The organism is Usitatibacter palustris (genome assembly GCF_013003985.1).
Taxonomy (GTDB): Bacteria; Pseudomonadota; Gammaproteobacteria; order Burkholderiales; family Usitatibacteraceae; genus Usitatibacter; species Usitatibacter palustris.
On sequence record NZ_CP053073.1, the window covers coordinates 836411 to 853280 of the forward strand.

Below are 16870 nucleotides of genomic sequence, written 5' to 3' on the forward strand. Positions count from 1 at the left end.
GCCCGCATGCGTTGGAACCGGCGCTACGCGCCCTACCTGTTCATCGCGCCCTTCTTCGTGCTGTTCTTCGTGTTCAGCCTGTTCCCGCTCGCCTTCTCGATGTACCTGTCCTTCCACCAATGGGATGCGGCGAGGGGTCTGGAAGCGATGCGCTGGGTGGGCGTGGACAACTATCTGTCCGCGCTCACCGATCCGTGGTTCCGCAAGTCTCTCTACAACACGGTGTGGCTGGCACTCGCCGCGGGCATTCCGCAGCACCTGGTGGCGTTGCCGCTCGCGTACCTCATCCACACGCAGCTGCGGAAGAGCCGCAACTTCGTGATTGGCGCGTATTTCCTTCCGTACATCACCTCGAGTGTGGCGATCGCGCTGATCTTCTCGACGCTCCTGTCGAAGGACTTCGGCGTCGTCAACGCGGCGCTCGGCACCAACATCGATTGGCTGGGCAGCGCCGACTACACGAAGCCCGCGGTGGCGATCGTGGTCTTCTGGCGCTACGTAGGCTGGAACGCGCTGCTCTATCTCACGGCGCTCCAGGGGATCGACAAGGAAATCTACGAGGCCGCGCGCATCGACGGCGCCTCGAGCTGGCAGCAATTCCGCGACATCAGCCTGCCGATGCTGCGGCCGATGATCTACCTCGCGGTCACGCTCACGTTGATCTTCAACCTGCAGCTTTTCGAGGAGCCGTTCATCCTCACGGGAGCCTCGGGGGCGGCGCGCGAAGCGGGGCTGGGCGGCGTTGGGCAGTCGGCGATGACCACTGCGATGTTCATGTACCACCTCGCGTTCTCGGACGGGAACTTCGGAACGGCGTCCGCGTTGTCGTGGATCCTGTTCGCGATCATCGCTTCGCTCACGTGGGTGAACTCGAAACTCTTCGGACGAGGGAGTGGCAACCTTGGCCCGCATTGACCCGCGCCGGCTCATCGCCTGGGCCCTGGTGGGCGCCGGGTTGCTCGTCATGGCCGCGCCCTTCTACTTCATGTTCGTGTTCGCGACCCATTCGCGCGGCGACATCTTCAACGTCCCGCCGCCGCTGTGGTTCGGTTCGAGCCTGCCAGCCAACCTCGGAATCCTCCTCGAGAAGATTCCGTTCTGGCAGAACCTCGGCATGAGCCTCTACGTGGCGAGCATGACCACCGGGTTGAACCTCCTGCTGTGCTCGATGGCGGGCTTCGCCTTCGCGGCCTACGACTTTCGCTTCAAGGACTCGCTCTTCGCGATCGTGATCGCCTCGCTCATGTTCCCGTCGTACCTGAACATGGTGCCGTCGTTCCTGGTCCTCGATTTCCTCGGCTGGATCGACCAGCCACGCGCGCTCTACGTTCCGGGCGCGGCGGGCGCGCTCGGGATCTTCCTCATGCGCCAGTACATCGCGAGCGCCGTGCCGAAGGAGCTGCTCGAGGCCGCGCGCATCGACGGGTGCGGCGAGTTCCGCATCTATTGGGGCGTGGTGCTGCCCCTGGTGGGACCGGCGCTGGGCACGGTCGGGCTGGTCACGTTCATCACGTCGTGGAACAACTTCGTCGCACCGCTGGTCGTGATGCGCTCGCCCGAGAGCTTCACGATTCCCCTCGCGCTACGCAGCATGCAGAACCCCGCGGCCACGGAGTGGGGCGCGGTCATGGCCGGCAGCGCCATCGCCGTGCTGCCCTTGCTCATCGTCTTTTTCTTCACATCGCGCCGCCTGATCGAAGGCATGACGGCCGGCGCCGTTCGAGGCTGATCTCCCCATGAACCTGAATGACTCCAGCGAATTCCAGCGCCAGGCCGCCAAGCGTTTCCCGGAGGAGTTCCTCTGGGGTGTAGCGACCAGCGCGTTCCAGATCGAAGGCGCGGCCGCGAAGGACGGGCGCGGCGCCTCCATCTGGGACGCGTTCTGCAGCCAGCAGGGGCGCATTGCCGACGGCGGCAACGGCGACGTCGCCTGCGATCACTACCATCGCTATGCCGAGGACGTCGCGCTCATGAAGTGGCTCGGCGTCCACGCGTACCGCTTCTCGATTTCATGGCCGCGGGTGCAGCCGGCCGGCTCGGGAGCCTGGAACGAAGCCGGTTTCGATTTCTACGATCGCCTGATCGACAGCTTGCTCGAGAGCGGGATCCAGCCGCACATCACGCTCTATCACTGGGATCTACCGCAGGCGCTGCAGGAGCGCATGAACGGATGGCAGTCGCGCGAGATCGCGCCGCGCTTCGCCGTGTACGCGAAGGAAGTCGCGCGCCGCTTCGGCGACCGCGTGGCCGGGATCTCCACGCTGAACGAGCCGTGGTGCGTGGCCACGCTGGGTCACGAGCGCGGCAAGTTTGCGCCGGGGCTCAAGAGCCGCAAGGTGGCAAGCCAGGTCTCCCACAACCTGCTGCTCGCGCACGGGCAGGCGATCCAGGCCATGCGCGGCGAAACGCGCACGCCGCTGGGCATCGTGCTCAACCACACGCCGTCCTATCCCGCGACGGCCACCGAGGCCGACCGCCGTGCGGCTCGCCTCGCCGACGGGCTCGACGTTCGCTGGTACATGGATCCGCTGTTTCGCGGCGCCTATCCGGCCGACGTGCTCGACCACCTCGCCGGTGATGCGCCGGTCGTGCACGCGGGCGACTTCGCGACGATCGGCCAGCCGCTCGATTTCCTCGGCGTGAATTTCTACTCGCGCCTCTTCGTCAGCACGAATCGTCCGCCCGCTCCGGCACCCGGAGAGCTGGGGTTCACCGACATGGGCTGGGAGGTCTATCCGCGCGCGCTCACCGAGCATCTCGTGCGCCTCACGCGCGAATACGCGCCGCCGCCGATCTACATCACGGAGAACGGCATGGCCAACGCCGATCACCTGGTGGCCGGGCGCGTGGAAGACACCGCGCGTGTGGATTACCTTCGCCTGCACCTCGATGCCGTGGCGAGCGCGATGGAGCTCGGGGCCGACGTGCGCGGGTACTTCTACTGGAGCCTGCTCGACAACTTCGAATGGGATTCGGGCTACACCAAGCGCTTCGGGCTCTTCCACGTCGACTACGCCACGCTCGTGCGCACGGCGAAGGACAGCGCCCACTGGTACCGCAAATTCATCGAGACGCACCGGGCGGCGACTCCCTAGGGGCGGCACCTATAATCGGCGGGTGAAGCTCGCCGATTTCGACTACGACCTGCCCGCGGACCTGATCGCGCAGCATCCGGCCGCGGAGCGCAGCGCGAGCCGCCTCCTGCACGTGGAGGCCGCCGGCACGCTGCGCGACCTCGCGTTTCGCGACTTTCCCGCGCTCGTTCGCGAGGGCGACCTCCTGGTCGTGAACGACACGCGCGTGATCAAGGCGCGTCTTCGCGGCAGGAAGGACACAGGCGGCGAAGTCGAGGTGCTGGTCGAGCGCGTGCTCGATGCCCACCGCGCGCTAGCGCATGTGCGCGCGAGCAAGACACCGAAGCCGGGACGCAAGCTCCTGCTGCCGGGCAATGTCGTCGCGGAGGTGATGGGACGCCACGAGGACCTCTTCGAGCTGCGCTTCGAAGGAAACGCCTCGGTGCTCGATGAGCTCCAGGCGCACGGCGAAGTCCCGCTGCCGCCCTACATCACGCACGTTCCCGATGCGAGCGACGAATCACGCTACCAGACGGTGTATGCCGAGGTTCCGGGCGCGGTGGCCGCTCCCACCGCCGGACTGCACTTCGACGACGCGATGCTCGCGACGTTGCGCGGCAAGGGGGTTGCGGTCGCGAGCGTCACCTTGCATGTGGGCGCCGGGACGTTCCAGCCGATTCGCGGCGACGACATCGACCATCACGTGATGCATTCGGAGTGGTACCGCATTCCAGAGGCCACGGTCGCGGCGATCGCGAAGGCGAGGGCGGCGAAGGGCCGCGTGATCGCGGTGGGAACGACGTCACTGCGTGCGCTGGAATCGGCGGCGCTCGACGGAACGCCGCGGGCGGGGATGGGCGACACGCGCCTCTTCATCAAGCCGGGCTTCGAGTTCCGCGTCGTCGACCGGCTCGTGACCAACTTCCATCTTCCGAAGTCCACGCTGCTCATGCTCGTGAGCGCGTTCGCGGGACTGGCAAACATCCGCGCAGCCTACGCCCACGCGATCGCCGAGCGCTACCGCTTCTTCAGCTACGGCGATGCCATGCTGCTGGAGAGAAAGTAGAGGGGTCAGATCCCTTAACTTTCCTGCTTCCAGGAAAGTTAAGGGATCTGACCCCTCTACTTTCAGATGCGGTTGTGGATGCGGAATCGCACGTCGTAGAGGTATTCCTCGAACGCGGGGCGCGTGGGCACGGGCTCGAGAGGCTGGGGATAGGCGGCGTCGCGATCGATCGCATCCGCGGCGCTTTCGCACACGGAACCGATCCAGCGAAGTCCATCGGCAATCCAGGTCGAACGATTCATGGTGGCGTAGCTCATTGCAGTCTCCGGTCAGGCGGCTTCGGGAAGCGATTCGCGTATCGAGATCCACGCGCAGTCGATGGCCTGCACGACGGTGCGGCCCTCGTTCTGCACGACGCGTCGCTCGCCCGGGCGAAGGACGAAATCGGCGGTGTCGCCTTCTTCGGTGATCCACACCGTGCCGCGCGTCGGCTTGATCGTGGCTCCGGCGACGTCATCGAGGGCGATGACTTCACCGGGGGCGAGGGCGATCAGCGGGGCCTTGAGGTGCAGTTCCATGGCGACTCCTTGTTGTATTCCCTGGGGGCATGCAGAATCACTCCCATGGACGCCAGTATCCGGATCCCTACAGGGAGCCGCAAACGAATTCCGGGCATGTCTGGTATGCGTATTGGGAATGGATAAGACGTCCCGGTCGCTGCCTCCGCTCGACCTGCTGCCCGGGTTCGAGGCGGCCGCGCGCCACCTGTCCTTCACGAAGGCCGCCGAAGAGCTGTTCCTTACGCAATCGGCCGTGAGCCGCCAGATACTCGCCCTCGAGGAGTTCCTCGGCGTGCAGCTCTTCGAGCGCCGCCACCGTGCGCTCGCACTCACCGAAGCCGGCCAGGCCTATCTACGAACGGTCGCACCCGTTCTCGACCACGTGCGCGAAGCGACGCGCCGCCTGCGCGAGCCGCGCACCGGGCACGTCCTCACGGTCACCACCACGCTCTCGTTCGCCGCAACCTGGCTCGTGCCGCGCCTGGCGCGATTCCGCAAGGAACACCCGCGTGTCGACGTGCGCATCGCGGCTTCGGGCGACGTGCTCGACATGGCGCGCGAAGGCATCGACGTGGCCATTCGCGACATTCCGCAGGGACACGAACCCGCGGGGTCCATTCCGCTCGCCGGGGAGCACGTGGCCCCGATCTGCAGCGCGGAGTATTTCGAGGAGGCGCGCGCGGCGAAGCGGCCGCTCGCGAAGCCCGAGGACCTGCGCCACCACGTGCTGATCCACGTCCACGATCCGACCGGCAAGTGGCCGTGGATCGCCTGGGAAACCTGGATGGAGTCCTCGGGGCTCGAGCCGTTCACAACCGCGGGGACGCTCACGTTCGGCCAATACGACCAGGTCGTGCAGGCGGCGTTGCTTGGGCAGGGGATCGCGATGGGGCGGATGACGCTCGTGAGCGACCACGTCCGCCGGAAGCAGCTCGTCGTGCTGTTCGGGAAGCGCCAGCGGCTCGCGCGTGCCTACCACGCGATCTACGCGCCGGGCGCGGCGGCGCGGCCCGAGGCGCAGCAATTCGTCTCGTGGGTGCGCGCGGAGATCGCGAGCCGAGAGTGACGGGTCAGAAGGCCTCGTCCCACGGGATGCTCAGGCGCGTTGCGCTGTTGATCATCCCGACCATGCTGTAGGTCTGCGGGAAGTTGCCCCACAGCTCGCCGGTTTCGGGATGGGCGTGCTCCGCGAAGAGGCCCAGGCGCGTGCGCCGCGCGAGCGTGGCTTCGAAGAGCGCGCGGGCTTCATCGCGCCGCCCGAGGCTCGCGAGCGCATCGATATACCAGAACGTGCAGACCAGGAACGCGTGCGTCGGCGCGCCGAAGTCGTCGGCCTCGGCGTAGCGGAAGATGAAGTCCCCACGGCGGAGGTCCTTGCCGATGGCATCGACCGTCGAGGCGAAGCGCGGGTCGTCAGCCCGCAGGAACCCCAGCTCGTGCAGCAGGAGCAGGCTCGCGTCGAGCTCCTCGCCGCCAAACGAGGAGGTGAACGCCTGGCGCTTGCCGCTCCAGGCGCGCTCGCTGATCACGGCATGCACGCCGTCCGCGGCGCTGCGCCAATACCGCGCGCGCTCGCCGATGCCCAGGCGGGCGGCGATCTTCGCGAGCCGGTCGCAGGCCACCCAGCACATGAGGCTCGAGAACGTATGGACGCGCGCCGACCCGCGCAATTCCCAGAGGCCGGCATCCGGCTGGTCGTGGGCCGCGAGCGCCCGATCGCCGAGCACTTCGAGCTGGCGGAAGAGGCCCGCGTCGGCGACGGACATGAGCCGCCGGTCGAAGAAGGCGTGCGTCGCGGCCAGCACCGCCGAGCCGTAGACGTCGTTCTGGACCTGCGCGGCCGCCTGGTTGCCCACGCGGACCGGTCCCATGCCGCGGTATCCCGGAAGGGACGCGAGCTCCTTTTCGGGAAGCTCCGGCGAGCCGCTGATGCGATACACGGGCTGCAGCGCGCCCCGCGCCTGCGAGGCCACGTTGATGATGTAGCCGATGTAGCGTTCCATCGTGCGCGTTGCATTGAGGCGGTTGAGCGCGTTCACCACGAAATAGGCGTCGCGCAGCCAGCAGAAGCGGTAGTCCCAGTTCCTGCCGCTGCCCGGTGCTTCGGGAATCGACGTCGTGAAGGCCGCGATGACGGCGCCGGTGTCGTCGTACGCGGCAAGCTTCAGCGTGATGGCGGCGCGGATGATGTCGTCCTGCCATTCGAAGGGAATCGAAAGGTCCCGAACCCAGTCGTGCCAGTAGTCGAGGGTGAGCTCGTGGAAGCGCCTTGCGGTCTCGGCCACACCGCCCTGGAGCGTTTCGTCCGGGCCGATGAGGAAAGCGACCGTATTGCGAAGGGAGAAGGTCGATTCCTCCAGGACGGCGGTGATCGAGCAATCCGTCGTCACGCGCAACGTGTAGTCGGTGCCGACGAAGCGCACGTGGTTGGTGCCGGCGGTGGTCCGCGGTCGCTCGCGCCCGTACTCGCTCGCCGGACGCAGCAACATTCGCACGCGCGGGCTGCCCGCCACCGGCCGCACGATGCGCACGAGCTGCGCCGGGCAGAAAAGGCGTCCGAACTGGCGGAAGCGGGGCGCGAAGTCGACGACCTCCACGATGCCGCCATGCTTGTCGTGCAACCGCGTGAGAAGAACCGGTGAATTGGGCGCATAGGCCTGCTCGGCGTGCGCGAAGTCCTCGAGGTCCACCGCGAAGTAGCCGAAGTCGTCGGCCCCGCCGCGCTCGCGCAGGAGCGAGCAGAACTGCGCGTCGGCGTCGAAGCGCGGGAAGCAGGCCCATACCAGCTCCGCGCGGTTGTCGACGAGGGCGCCGATGCTCGAGTTTCCGATCAGGCCGAGCTCGAGATCCCTCACGATGCGCCCGCCGCGTGCGCGAACCGCCGCGCGTAATCCTCGAGCCAATGGCGCGCCGCTTGCGCATCGGGCACGCGCCAGCGTGCGCGCGTCGGACCGTCGCCGATCTTCACGGAATGGCCGCCGAGCCGCGCCACGGCCTCGAACCCGTCCTCGTCGGTGCGATCGTCGCCCACGAACACGGGGATCCGCCCCGCGAAGGGCGCCTCTCGCATCAGTTGGAGCACGGCCGTGCCCTTGTTGTGGGCCGCGGGCTTCGCTTCATAGACGTAGTGTCCCGAGATCACTTCGTAATCGTCGCCTAGTTCGTGCGCCGCCCGCTTGATCGCGGCCTCGGCATCGGCTGCGTGGCCGGGCCGATCCCGATAGTGGAGCGCGAAGTTCGAGCCTTTGTCCTCGAGGACGAAGCCGGGGTTGGCGTGCACGACCGCATCGAGGGCCGCGGCGACGTGGTCGAAGGCGGCGCGGCGCGGGCCCGCGGGCAAGGCCGCCACGCGGCCCGTGCGGACTTCCGCGCCATGCTGGCCGGCGGCGGGCAGCTCCAGCGGGGCGAAGAGGCGATCGAGGTCGGCGATGCTGCGCCCGCTCACGAGTGCGAGCGCGCCGCCCGTGGCATCGCGCAGGTTCTCGAGGAGGCCGCGCAATCCGGGCTCGACCCTCACGGCGGCCGGATGGCCCGCGAGGTCGACCAGCGTACCGTCGACATCGAGGAAGAGCGCCCAGCCGGGCTGCGGGTCAGGAACCGTCATCGTTCCGCGGACCCCCGCAGTCCGATGACGCGCACCCCGCGCCGCGCGCCGGCGAGGCGGCGGCGATGGCGCATCCGCGAAGCATCGAGGAGCATGCGGCCGGCCCAGCGATAGACGTTGAACTCCTGCACCAGGCTGCGCATGCTGCGCATGCGGTCGCGCTGCTCGGCCGGGTTCATCGACAGCGCGAGACGAAGTGCCGCGGCGCATTGCTCGGTGTCGTAGGGATTCACGATCAGCGCTTCCATCAACTCGCGCGAGGCGCCCGCAAATTGCGACAGGATCAGCACGCCGCGCTCGTCGTCGCGCGCCGCCACGTATTCCTTCGCGACGAGGTTCATGCCGTCATGCAGGCTCGAGACGAAGCAAACGTCGGCGCCCCGATACAGCGCGTAGACACGGCGCGCGTCGTGATGCTCGATGCGCAAGGTGATCGGCGGGCATCCGGGAGAGCCGAAGCGGTTGTTGATTCGTTGGGCCGCGGCGCGCACGCGCGCGTCGAGCGATTGGTACTCCTCGATCGAGGAGCGGCTCGGCGCAGCCACCTGGACGAACGTGAAATGACCGACCCAGTGCGGCTCGAGCTCGAGCAGCCGCTCGATGGCCGCGAAGCGCTCGAGGATGCCCTTGGTGTAATCGAGGCGGTCCACGCCGATGCCGACCTTCGTCTCGAGCGGCACTCCGAGCTCGCGGCGCAGGTCCGCGCCGCACTGGGCCACGTCCGGCAGGCCGGCGAGCATCGCGGGCGGCCACTCGATGGAGATCGGGTAGCGGTGCACCTCCGTCGCTTCACCGCCCAGCGAGATCGACGAGGTTTCGCGGTCGACGCGCGCCTCGAGGTAGCGACCCACGGTGTCGAGGAAGTTGTTGCAGTGGAACTGCGTGTGGAACCCGAGGATCGACGAGCCCAGCAGGCCCTCGAGGAGCTCGCCGCGCCACGGGCAAAGCCCGAACGCCTCCGGGTTGGGCCAGGGAATGTGCCAGAAAGTGATGATCGTGGCGCCCGGCAACTTCTCGCGGATCATGCGGGGGAGCAGGGCGAAGTGGTAGTCCTGCACGAGGACGATCGGGTTGCTCGTGCGTGACTCCTGGACCACCGCGTCGGCGAAGCGGCGGTTGACCGTGCGGTACTGCTCCCAGTCGGTCGCGCGGAACACGGGCCGCGTGTGCGCGATGTGGCATAGCGGCCACAGGCCCTCGTTGGCGAAGCCGTAGTAGTAACCCTCTTCCTCGGCCTTCGAGAGCCATACGCGGCGCAGCCGGTAGGCGGGGCTTTCGGGCGGGACCTGGATCCGGTCGCTGGAATCGACCACGTCGCGGTCGGCGTTTCCCGAGCCGTGCGCGATCCACGTTCCCGAGCACGCCCGCATCACGGGCTCGAGCGCGGTCACCAGGCCGCTCGCCGGCCGCTGCACCTGGATGCCGCCGCTCGCTCGCACGTGAATGTACGGTTCGCGATTGGAGACGATAAGGATCTCCTCGCCCTTCAGGTCCTCATGGAGGATCGCGCGCAGCGACTCGGGCCCCCAGCTCACTTGCGACTCGTCGCGCGTGCGCCGCTCGGCCTCGAGGTCGCGCACAAGCGCTGCCAGGTCGCGGGCGATGGGCTGGAGCTCGCGCGCACGCGTCTCGGGCGCGAGGGCCATCGCCTGCCCGCGGATGAGTGCCTTGATGCCCGCGACCCAACCTCTCCACGAGATCTCCGCGATCACCACCGTGATGAGGGCGACCACCGCGCCGATCGCCGCGAACAGGTAGATGAGGTACGTACGCGTATCCGCGCTGCGCCGCTGGATGAAGCTCATGTCGTGCACGATCAGCAGCTCGCCCAGGCGCTGGCCATCGACCTCGAGCGGACTCGCGGCGACATGCAGCGTGCCGCTGGGCTCGACGAGGATCCGGCCGGTCTTCTCGGGCTCGACTCCGGCCGGCGGGCAGACCGCGTTCTGGGGCAGCGTGGGCGTGCGGTAGACCAGCGCGCGATGGTTGTCGCAGAACCCGATCGCGAACAGGCGCTCGTCCTGCAGGATGCGGTTGAAGAACGCTTCCACGCGCAGGACGCGCGCTTCGTCGCGACCCTTTTGCCCGAGCAGCTCGACGAGGGGCTCCTGCACGGCGGTGGCGATGAGCTTTGCCCGGATGTCCACGTCGCGAACGAACCAGCGCAGTGTGAGCTGGTCGACTAGGGGGGCCACCACGTAGGCGATGAGGCCCAGCGCGATCGCAAGCGGAATGAGGAATCGAAGCGACAGTCTCATGGGCTACCTCGCTTGCGTCACTCGAATGCAGGCGGTGGGCCGGCCGCCTGCCGCTACGAGACGGTGTGCAGCCTCGAATTTGCCGACACGTGCTGCTTGAGGAACTCCATCTGGTCGGCGAGGATGCGGCGGTTGGCGAGGATCAGGAATTCCGCGCGGTTGGGCACGTAAGGCGCGTAGATCAGCTGCATGTGCGCCTCTTCCGGCGTGCGGCTGCCCTTCTTCTGGTTGCACGCCCGGCACGCGGTCACGACGTTCATCCACGTGTCCCGGCCGCCGCGCGACATCGGCATGATGTGGTCGCACGTGAGCTTGTAATGGGAGAAGTGGCCCGAGCAGAAACCGCAGATGTACTTGTCGCGGTGGAAGAGCTCGCGGTTGTTGAGCGGCGGGACCGAGTTGAAGCCCTTGAACGCGAGGGCCTTGCCCTTGATCGCGATGATCGAATTCGAGGTGATGCTGGAGCGCTCGCCGGTGAGATGGGAGCGCCCGCCCCAGACCGTGAAGGCCTCGCGGCCCATTTCCCAGGCCACGCGTTCCTTGGCGTAATACCAGACCGCCTGCTGCCAGGTGATCCAGCGATGCGGGACACCGTGGGTGTCCAGGGTAAGGATGAGCGGCAGGCTGCGATTCATGGGGCTCGAGAGCTTTTTCCTGTGAAATCGAAGACTTGGATTATCCTGCTCACAACTTGCTCCAATTTATCAAATTTCCCTTGCTAGTGCTCGCTTACACATGAACCTCGACCGCGTGACCTCGGGCCGCAAGCTGCCCAACGACATCAACGTGATCATCGAGATCCCGGCCCATGCCGACCCGATCAAGTACGAGGTCGACAAGGCCACCGGGGCGCTCTTCGTCGACCGGTTCCTGTCGACCGCCATGCACTACCCCTGCAACTACGGGTACATCCCCCACACGCTGTCCGATGACGGCGACCCGACGGACGTGTTGGTGGTTACACCCTTTCCGTTACATCCCGGCGTCGTCGTGGCCTGCCGGCCCATCGGGATGCTCGCGATGACCGACGACGCGGGCGGGGACACGAAGCTCCTCGCCGTGCCCATCGACAAGCTCACGCCGCTGTATCGCTCCGTTGAAACCCCGCGCGACCTGGCCCCGGAAACCCTCGCGCAGATCCAGCACTTCTTCGCGCACTACAAGGATCTCGAGCCGGGCAAGTGGGTGAAGGTCGAGGGGTGGCTGGGGCCTGAGGAAGCGAAGAAGGAAATCACGCGCAGCGCCAAGCGCTACGCCGCGCAGAAGAAGAAGCGCTAGCCGATGGTCCGCGTCGCCAAGCTCGTCGCCCTCGTGGTGGCCATCCCCATCGCGGGCTACCTGATCGGGACTTATGCGCAGCGCTCGGCCGAGAAGCGCTTCCAGGTGGCGCTCGAGAAGGTCACCATCCCGGCCGTTCGCGCGAAACTCCCCGATACCTTTGCCGAGTACTGCGGCGCCGCGGCGTTCGATATCGACCGCAAGGTCAGCGACGATTGCGGTTCGCGTCCCCACATCGCGCGGCTCAAGGTGCTCAGCTTCAGCGCGCTGCTCGCGGGCCTGCTCCTGCTGGGCGCGATCGCGCTGGCCGCGCGCGCGGCGGCCAACGACCGCAACCTGCTGCTGCGGCTCTTCGCGCCGGGCATTCGCATCGTCCTCTACGCGCTGTTCGGACTGATCCTGGTGCAGGGCTTCATCGCGTCTTACGGATTCATGGTGCTCGAGTCGGCGTTGATCGGTCGCGTGCACATCTTCGTCGTGCTGGCGATCGGGCTGGGCGCGCTGCTCGGTTCGTTCACGATGTTGCGCGCGGGGCTCTCCATCTCGAAGCGCGCGACCTCCACCGTGATCGGCGAGGCGGTGCATCGCAAGGACCAGCCGCTGGTGTGGAAATTCGTCGATCGCCTGGCCGAGCGCCTGAAGGCCACGCCGCCCAAGAACATCGTCGTGGGACTCGATCCCACCTTCTATGTGACGAGCGCGGACGTGATCGTGCGTCCGAAGGGCTTTCCGCACCAGCAATCGACCATGTACCTGTCGCTGCCGCTGATGCGCATCCTCACGCTGCCCGAGCTCACCGCCGTGATCGGCCACGAGCTGGGGCATTTCCGCGGCGAGGACACCAAGTTCAGCCTGGGTTTTTATCCGGTATACGCCGGAACCGGGCGCGCGCTCGCGGCCCTGGAGTCGCACAGCTTCGAGGGCGGCTGGCAATCGCTCGCACTCTGGCCCGGTGTCGCGGTGCTCGGATTCTTCTACGAGGCCTTCGCGCAGGCGGAGAGCGCCATCGGCCGCGATCGCGAGCTGGAAGCCGACAAGTGCGGCGCCTCGGTCGCGAATGCGGAAGCCATCGCCACGTCGCTGCTCAAGGTGGGCGCGTATGCCCCGGCGTGGGGAGACGTGCAGCAAACAATCGCAGAGTCGATCCAGGGCAAGGGGATGTGCCCGCCGAACGCGAGCCTCGCCTTCGTGCAGAAGGCGCTCTCCGGACCCGTGCCGAAGGTCGACGACGTCGCGATGGAGGATGCCATCGCGCATCCGACCGACAGCCACCCACCGACGATCGATCGCATCCGCGCGCTGAAAGTCGATCTCACCGCCATCCGCGCAAAGGCGCTCGTGGTCGACCCCGCGGCGAGCTCGGTGAAGCTCTTCGTGGGCGCCGACCAGATCGAGGAGCGATTGACGGAGATCGAGCGCCAGATGATCGCCGACTACCTGCAGAACGGCGGGTACGACGAGGACGAGTAGCGCTACTCGCTGGCGAGCGCCTCGCGCGCCGGTTTGCGTAGAGCGCGCGACAGCGTGAAGTGCACGACCAGCGCGATCACCAAAGCGCCGGCGGCGAGCAACGCGAGACCCTCGTACGAAAATTGCATCGGTACCTCGACGCGCAGGAGCATGCGCTCGGCCGAATCGAGGAGCTTGCGTGAAATCACCAGGGATACGGCCACCGCGAGCGCGATGCTCGCGAGCAGGATGGCGCCCGCTTCGATGAGGAAGATCGCAGTGATGCGAGACGGCAGCGCTCCCAGCGCGCGAAGAATCCCCGTTTCGCGCGATCGCTCGAGGACATTGAAGGCAGTCGTTGCCGCGAGGACGATCGCGCCGACCAATGCCGCCGCGAGCGCCACCAGCCGCACGAGATTGCCCACCACGTAGAAGTGCTCGTCGAGCGACTCGCGCACCTGCACGCGCGTGACGATCTGCGAGGGCGTGCGCCGTGCGTCGAGGAACGCCTGGTCGAGGCGGTTCGCGAGCTCCGTCACGGGAACGCCGTCGGACTTCACGCGCACCGAGGACGCGGCGTCGCCCAGCCTGGTGACGTTCTCGAAAGCCGGGGAGGGTGCGAACACGGCGGGCGATCCGATCTGCTCGACGAGACCCACGATGCGAACAGGTGTCTCGCGCTCGCGAAAGCGCAGCCGCACTTCGCTGTCGACCTGGACCTGCGGGTGCGGCGTCTGCACCGCGCGCGTGGCAAGCACTTCGTCGATCGCGCCGGGCGCGGGCGCCCTGCCGGCGACGACCGGCAGCTTGAAGAGGCGCGAATCGGGCGGATAGCCCTGCAGCGTGAAGCGCGCGGCTTCGATCTCGACGCCGGCCGCGGCGGGCTTCGCGATCGTGACCGTTGCGCGACGCCACGCCTCGACGATCGCCACGCCCGGCACCTTCGCGGCGATCGCCTCGAGCTCGGCGGCGGGCGCGGGCTTTTGCATCAGGACGTCGACATCGTGCCCCTGATTCGCGAGCGAGCGGTCGATCGCGCCCATGAGGCTCTGGTAGTTGGTCTTCGTGACCAGCAGCAGCGCGCCGCCCGCGCCGAGCGCGATCACCATGACGAGCATTCGCCACGGCCGGCGGAACGTGTTGCGCAGCGCCAGCGTCCAGCGCATGCGGCCCGGAAACGCCAGCACGCGCGCCGCGAGCCGTGCCGTGACCGAAGGCGCGACGATGCCTGCGTCCTGGATCGCCGAACGTGCGGTCATGCGTGCGGCGCGGAGAATCGGAAGCGTCATTGCGACGAGCGGAATTGACGCGCCGATCAGGAGCTCGCGCCAGGCAAGCGCCGCGGGCACGGCCCAGCTCGTGATGTCGATGTTGAGTGTGGTCGCGGCCTGCCACGCGGCGAGCGCGCGGCCGAGGACGATGCCGAGCGGAAAGGCGAGGGCGAGCGCGATGACGAGCAAGGGGAGCGCCAGCGCGAGATACATCGCGGCGATCTGGCGGCTGCGGGCGCCGAGCGTCTTGAGGATCCCGACGATGCGCACCTCGCGCCGCATCCACGCCGAGGCGAGGTAGGCCGCGAGTGCCGCGCTGCACGTGAAGGCGATGCCCGAGAGGATTTCGAGCACGCGCAGCATCGCGTTCATCAGGAAAATGTGCGGATGCCTCGCGGGCAGCACCTCGACGCGGAATGCCGCCGTGCCGCGCTTGCGAAGCGTCTCGTTGAGCTGCGTGCCGAATTCGAAGGCCTCGCCCGTCGAGCCGCGGTAGTCCATCTTCACCAGCAATTGGTCGAGCGTCACGGCGTAGCCCAACTGCCGCGCAGCCTCGGGCGTGGCATAGCCGTAGAACATCTGCTCCTGCGTGCTGGGTGCGACCGTCGGGTCGTGCGCGAAGCCGGCGAAGGGAAGGCTTGCTGTCGTGCCGTCGAGGCGGCGCAGCTGCACCGGTCCCGGCCCGAGCAGCGATTCGCCGGACTGTTCGATGAAGATTCCCCCCTCGGCGTGCGTCCAGGCTTCGCCATGCCGGTGGATGACGTCGAGCTTGAGGCTCGCGAAATCATTGCGGATCGTGAGGACCATGGGCAGCCAGGCGCCGCCGCGTGCCGCGACGCGCGTGTAGATCACGCGGCGCCGGTCGACCGCCGTCACGCCATCCTCTGCGGCGACGGCCGTGAGGAGTGCATCGTCCGCGGAATCGAACCAGAGCGATAGGTCGGGCGCGCGGCCCGAGGCGTAGCTCACGGCGATCTCGCGCTCGAGGATGGCGCGCGCATTGAGCGCCGCGACCACGCCGGCGATGCCCAGCACGAGGATGCCGAGCATCAGCGCGAGCTGCACGCGATAACGGCGCGCGTCACCGGCGACCTTGCGCCACACCATCTTCATGCGGCGGCCCGGTCGGAGGCGATGAGGCCGTCGCGCAACGACACGATGCGATGCGCAGCCTGCGCGAGATTCGGGTCGTGCGTGACGATGATCAGCGTCTTGCCCTGCGCCACGAGCTCGTCGAAGAGGCGCCCGAGGTCCGCGGCCGTTTCGCTGTCGAGATTTCCGGTCGGTTCGTCGGCGAGCAGGATCGGCGGATCGTTGGCGAGTGCCCGCGCGATGGCGGCGCGTTGCTGCTGGCCGCCCGAGAGCATGGAGGGAAGCTTGCGCGCCTGGTCCGCCAGGCCTACGCGTTCGAGGAGTGCGAGTGCGCGCGGCTCGCGGTCTCGCGGCGCGATCGTCGCGACGAGCTCCATCGCGAGCACGATGTTCTCGACCACGGTGAGCGTGGGCAGGAGCTGGAAGAACTGGAAGACCACGCCGACATGGCGGCCGCGCCAGGGCGCGATCGCGCTCTCGGAGAGCCGCGTGAGGTCTTCGCCGGCGACGCGCACGGTGCCCGACGTGGGCCGGTCGAGTCCCGCGATGAGATTGAGCAGCGTGGACTTGCCGCTGCCCGATTTGCCCAGCACCGCGACCGATTCGCCCGCGGGAACACTCAGCGTCAGGCCGCGCAGTGCCGGCCACGATTGTCCGCCGGGCATCGCATAGGTTCGCGAGACGGCATCGATCTCCACCATCGGCCGCGCGCTCATGACCCTTGCACGCGCATGACGAAGAGATCGGATTCGACGAGCTTGCCCTGCGCGTCGAAACGCATCGTCTTCACCTTCGGTTCGCCGCGCGGGTAGCGGAACTCCGCCTTCGCAATGCGCTGCGCGGGCGGGCCCTCCACCGACTGGATCACGATCTCGGTCGGGCCCTGAACGCGCTCGATCGCCTGCTGGAAGATGTCCGTGGCCTTCATTCCTTCGGGCAAGCCGGCGATCGCGTATTTGTCCGAGAGACGCGCGAGCATCAGTTGCCGTCGCGCGCCATGAGCGCATCGGCGAACGCGCGCAGGAACGATTCGACCTGTGGATCGGCAGCGATCCCGGGTGCCGCGCTCACGACGGCGAGTTGCTTGGGTGGTGGCGCCTTCGGCTGCGCTGGCGCATCGCCGTGAAGAAATTTGCCGAGCTGGGCGGCGGCCGGCGGGGACAGCAGGAGCGCGGCGCTGGTCGCGAGCGCCAGGAGGAGGGCTTTCATGGGAGCTTTCCGGGAAGGGCTGGTATAGTTGTAATGGATGCATTTCTTATTGTCAAACAGTAATATGTT

Annotated in this window: 17 protein-coding genes; 7 read left to right on the forward strand and 10 right to left on the reverse strand. The window is 67.5% G+C overall.

Features of this window, described 5'->3' with window-relative positions; genetic code table 11:
- Nucleotides 1-6 precede the first annotated feature (6 nt).
- From DSM104440_RS04400 to queA, 4 genes are read left to right on the forward strand one after another with little or no spacing between them, the layout of a single operon-like run.
- The gene (locus DSM104440_RS04400) at nucleotides 7-915 is read left to right on the forward strand and encodes a carbohydrate ABC transporter permease (RefSeq protein ID WP_171160852.1); all 909 of its coding nucleotides are present in this window, start codon (nucleotides 7-9) and stop codon (nucleotides 913-915) included.
- On the forward strand, nucleotides 902-1729 hold the full coding sequence (locus tag DSM104440_RS04405) for a carbohydrate ABC transporter permease (RefSeq protein WP_212758202.1): 828 nt from the start codon (nucleotides 902-904) through the stop codon (nucleotides 1727-1729). Before DSM104440_RS04400 ends, DSM104440_RS04405 begins: the two co-directional genes overlap by 14 nt.
- Before the next feature lie 7 nt (nucleotides 1730-1736).
- Complete coding sequence (locus tag DSM104440_RS04410; RefSeq protein WP_171160853.1) at nucleotides 1737-3095, forward strand: GH1 family beta-glucosidase; 1359 nt, start codon at nucleotides 1737-1739, stop codon at nucleotides 3093-3095.
- A gap of 22 nt (nucleotides 3096-3117) precedes the next feature.
- Complete coding sequence (queA, locus tag DSM104440_RS04415) at nucleotides 3118-4140, forward strand: tRNA preQ1(34) S-adenosylmethionine ribosyltransferase-isomerase QueA (RefSeq protein WP_171160854.1); 1023 nt, start codon at nucleotides 3118-3120, stop codon at nucleotides 4138-4140.
- A 62-nt stretch (nucleotides 4141-4202) separates the two neighbouring features.
- Here queA and DSM104440_RS04420 read toward each other — a convergent pair whose 3' ends face one another.
- Both DSM104440_RS04420 and DSM104440_RS04425 read right to left on the reverse strand, forming a co-directional pair.
- A complete protein-coding gene (locus DSM104440_RS04420; RefSeq protein WP_171160855.1) occupies nucleotides 4203-4397 on the reverse strand; it encodes a hypothetical protein in 195 nt (64 codons plus the stop codon).
- A gap of 12 nt (nucleotides 4398-4409) precedes the next feature.
- Nucleotides 4410-4658: a DUF2917 domain-containing protein gene (locus tag DSM104440_RS04425; protein ID WP_171160856.1), complete on the reverse strand. Its 249-nt coding sequence runs from the start codon at nucleotides 4656-4658 to the stop codon at nucleotides 4410-4412.
- Nucleotides 4659-4776: 118 nt separating this feature from the next.
- On the opposite strand from DSM104440_RS04425, the gene gcvA reads away from it, so the two are divergent.
- Nucleotides 4777-5706 (forward strand): transcriptional regulator GcvA, encoded by a 930-nt coding sequence (gene gcvA / locus DSM104440_RS04430; protein ID WP_171160857.1) that lies wholly within the window; start codon nucleotides 4777-4779, stop codon nucleotides 5704-5706.
- A gap of 4 nt (nucleotides 5707-5710) precedes the next feature.
- Here the strand turns inward: gcvA and DSM104440_RS04435 are convergent, their stop codons facing one another.
- From DSM104440_RS04435 to DSM104440_RS04450, 4 genes are read right to left on the reverse strand one after another with little or no spacing between them, the layout of a single operon-like run.
- Nucleotides 5711-7495, reverse strand: coding sequence for a glycoside hydrolase family 15 protein (locus DSM104440_RS04435; RefSeq protein WP_171160858.1), 1785 nt, complete (start codon nucleotides 7493-7495; stop codon nucleotides 5711-5713).
- A complete protein-coding gene (otsB, locus tag DSM104440_RS04440) occupies nucleotides 7492-8244 on the reverse strand; it encodes a trehalose-phosphatase (RefSeq protein WP_171160859.1) in 753 nt (250 codons plus the stop codon). Before otsB ends, DSM104440_RS04435 begins: the two co-directional genes overlap by 4 nt.
- Nucleotides 8241-10502, reverse strand: coding sequence for an alpha,alpha-trehalose-phosphate synthase (UDP-forming) (locus tag DSM104440_RS04445; RefSeq protein WP_171160860.1), 2262 nt, complete (start codon nucleotides 10500-10502; stop codon nucleotides 8241-8243). Before DSM104440_RS04445 ends, otsB begins: the two co-directional genes overlap by 4 nt.
- 53 nt (nucleotides 10503-10555) lie before the next feature.
- Nucleotides 10556-11137, reverse strand: a complete 582-nt coding sequence (locus DSM104440_RS04450; RefSeq protein WP_171160861.1) for an HNH endonuclease — start codon at nucleotides 11135-11137, stop codon at nucleotides 10556-10558.
- Nucleotides 11138-11237: 100 nt separating this feature from the next.
- Here DSM104440_RS04450 and ppa point away from each other — a divergent pair, with 100 nt between their 5' ends.
- Both ppa and DSM104440_RS04460 read left to right on the forward strand, forming a co-directional pair.
- Nucleotides 11238-11780: an inorganic diphosphatase gene (gene ppa, locus DSM104440_RS04455; RefSeq protein ID WP_171160862.1), complete on the forward strand. Its 543-nt coding sequence runs from the start codon at nucleotides 11238-11240 to the stop codon at nucleotides 11778-11780.
- 3 nt (nucleotides 11781-11783) lie between these two features.
- Entirely contained in the window at nucleotides 11784-13250 is a 1467-nt protein-coding gene (locus tag DSM104440_RS04460) for a M48 family metallopeptidase (RefSeq protein ID WP_171160863.1), read from the forward strand.
- A gap of 2 nt (nucleotides 13251-13252) precedes the next feature.
- On the opposite strand, the gene DSM104440_RS04465 is transcribed toward DSM104440_RS04460, so the two are convergent.
- Genes DSM104440_RS04465 through DSM104440_RS04480 form a run of 4 tightly spaced genes read right to left on the reverse strand, consistent with a single transcriptional unit; the run spans nucleotide 13253 to nucleotide 16801 of the window.
- A complete protein-coding gene (locus DSM104440_RS04465; protein ID WP_171160864.1) occupies nucleotides 13253-15613 on the reverse strand; it encodes an ABC transporter permease in 2361 nt (786 codons plus the stop codon).
- Nucleotides 15610-16308, reverse strand: a complete 699-nt coding sequence (locus DSM104440_RS04470; protein WP_171160865.1) for an ABC transporter ATP-binding protein — start codon at nucleotides 16306-16308, stop codon at nucleotides 15610-15612. The genes DSM104440_RS04465 and DSM104440_RS04470 overlap by 4 nt, the downstream gene beginning before the upstream one ends.
- Nucleotides 16305-16571, reverse strand: coding sequence for a hypothetical protein (locus DSM104440_RS04475; RefSeq protein WP_171160866.1), 267 nt, complete (start codon nucleotides 16569-16571; stop codon nucleotides 16305-16307). Before DSM104440_RS04475 ends, DSM104440_RS04470 begins: the two co-directional genes overlap by 4 nt.
- Nucleotides 16571-16801, reverse strand: a complete 231-nt coding sequence (locus tag DSM104440_RS04480; protein ID WP_171160867.1) for a hypothetical protein — start codon at nucleotides 16799-16801, stop codon at nucleotides 16571-16573. The genes DSM104440_RS04475 and DSM104440_RS04480 overlap by 1 nt, the downstream gene beginning before the upstream one ends.
- Nucleotides 16802-16870: the final 69 nt, after the last annotated feature.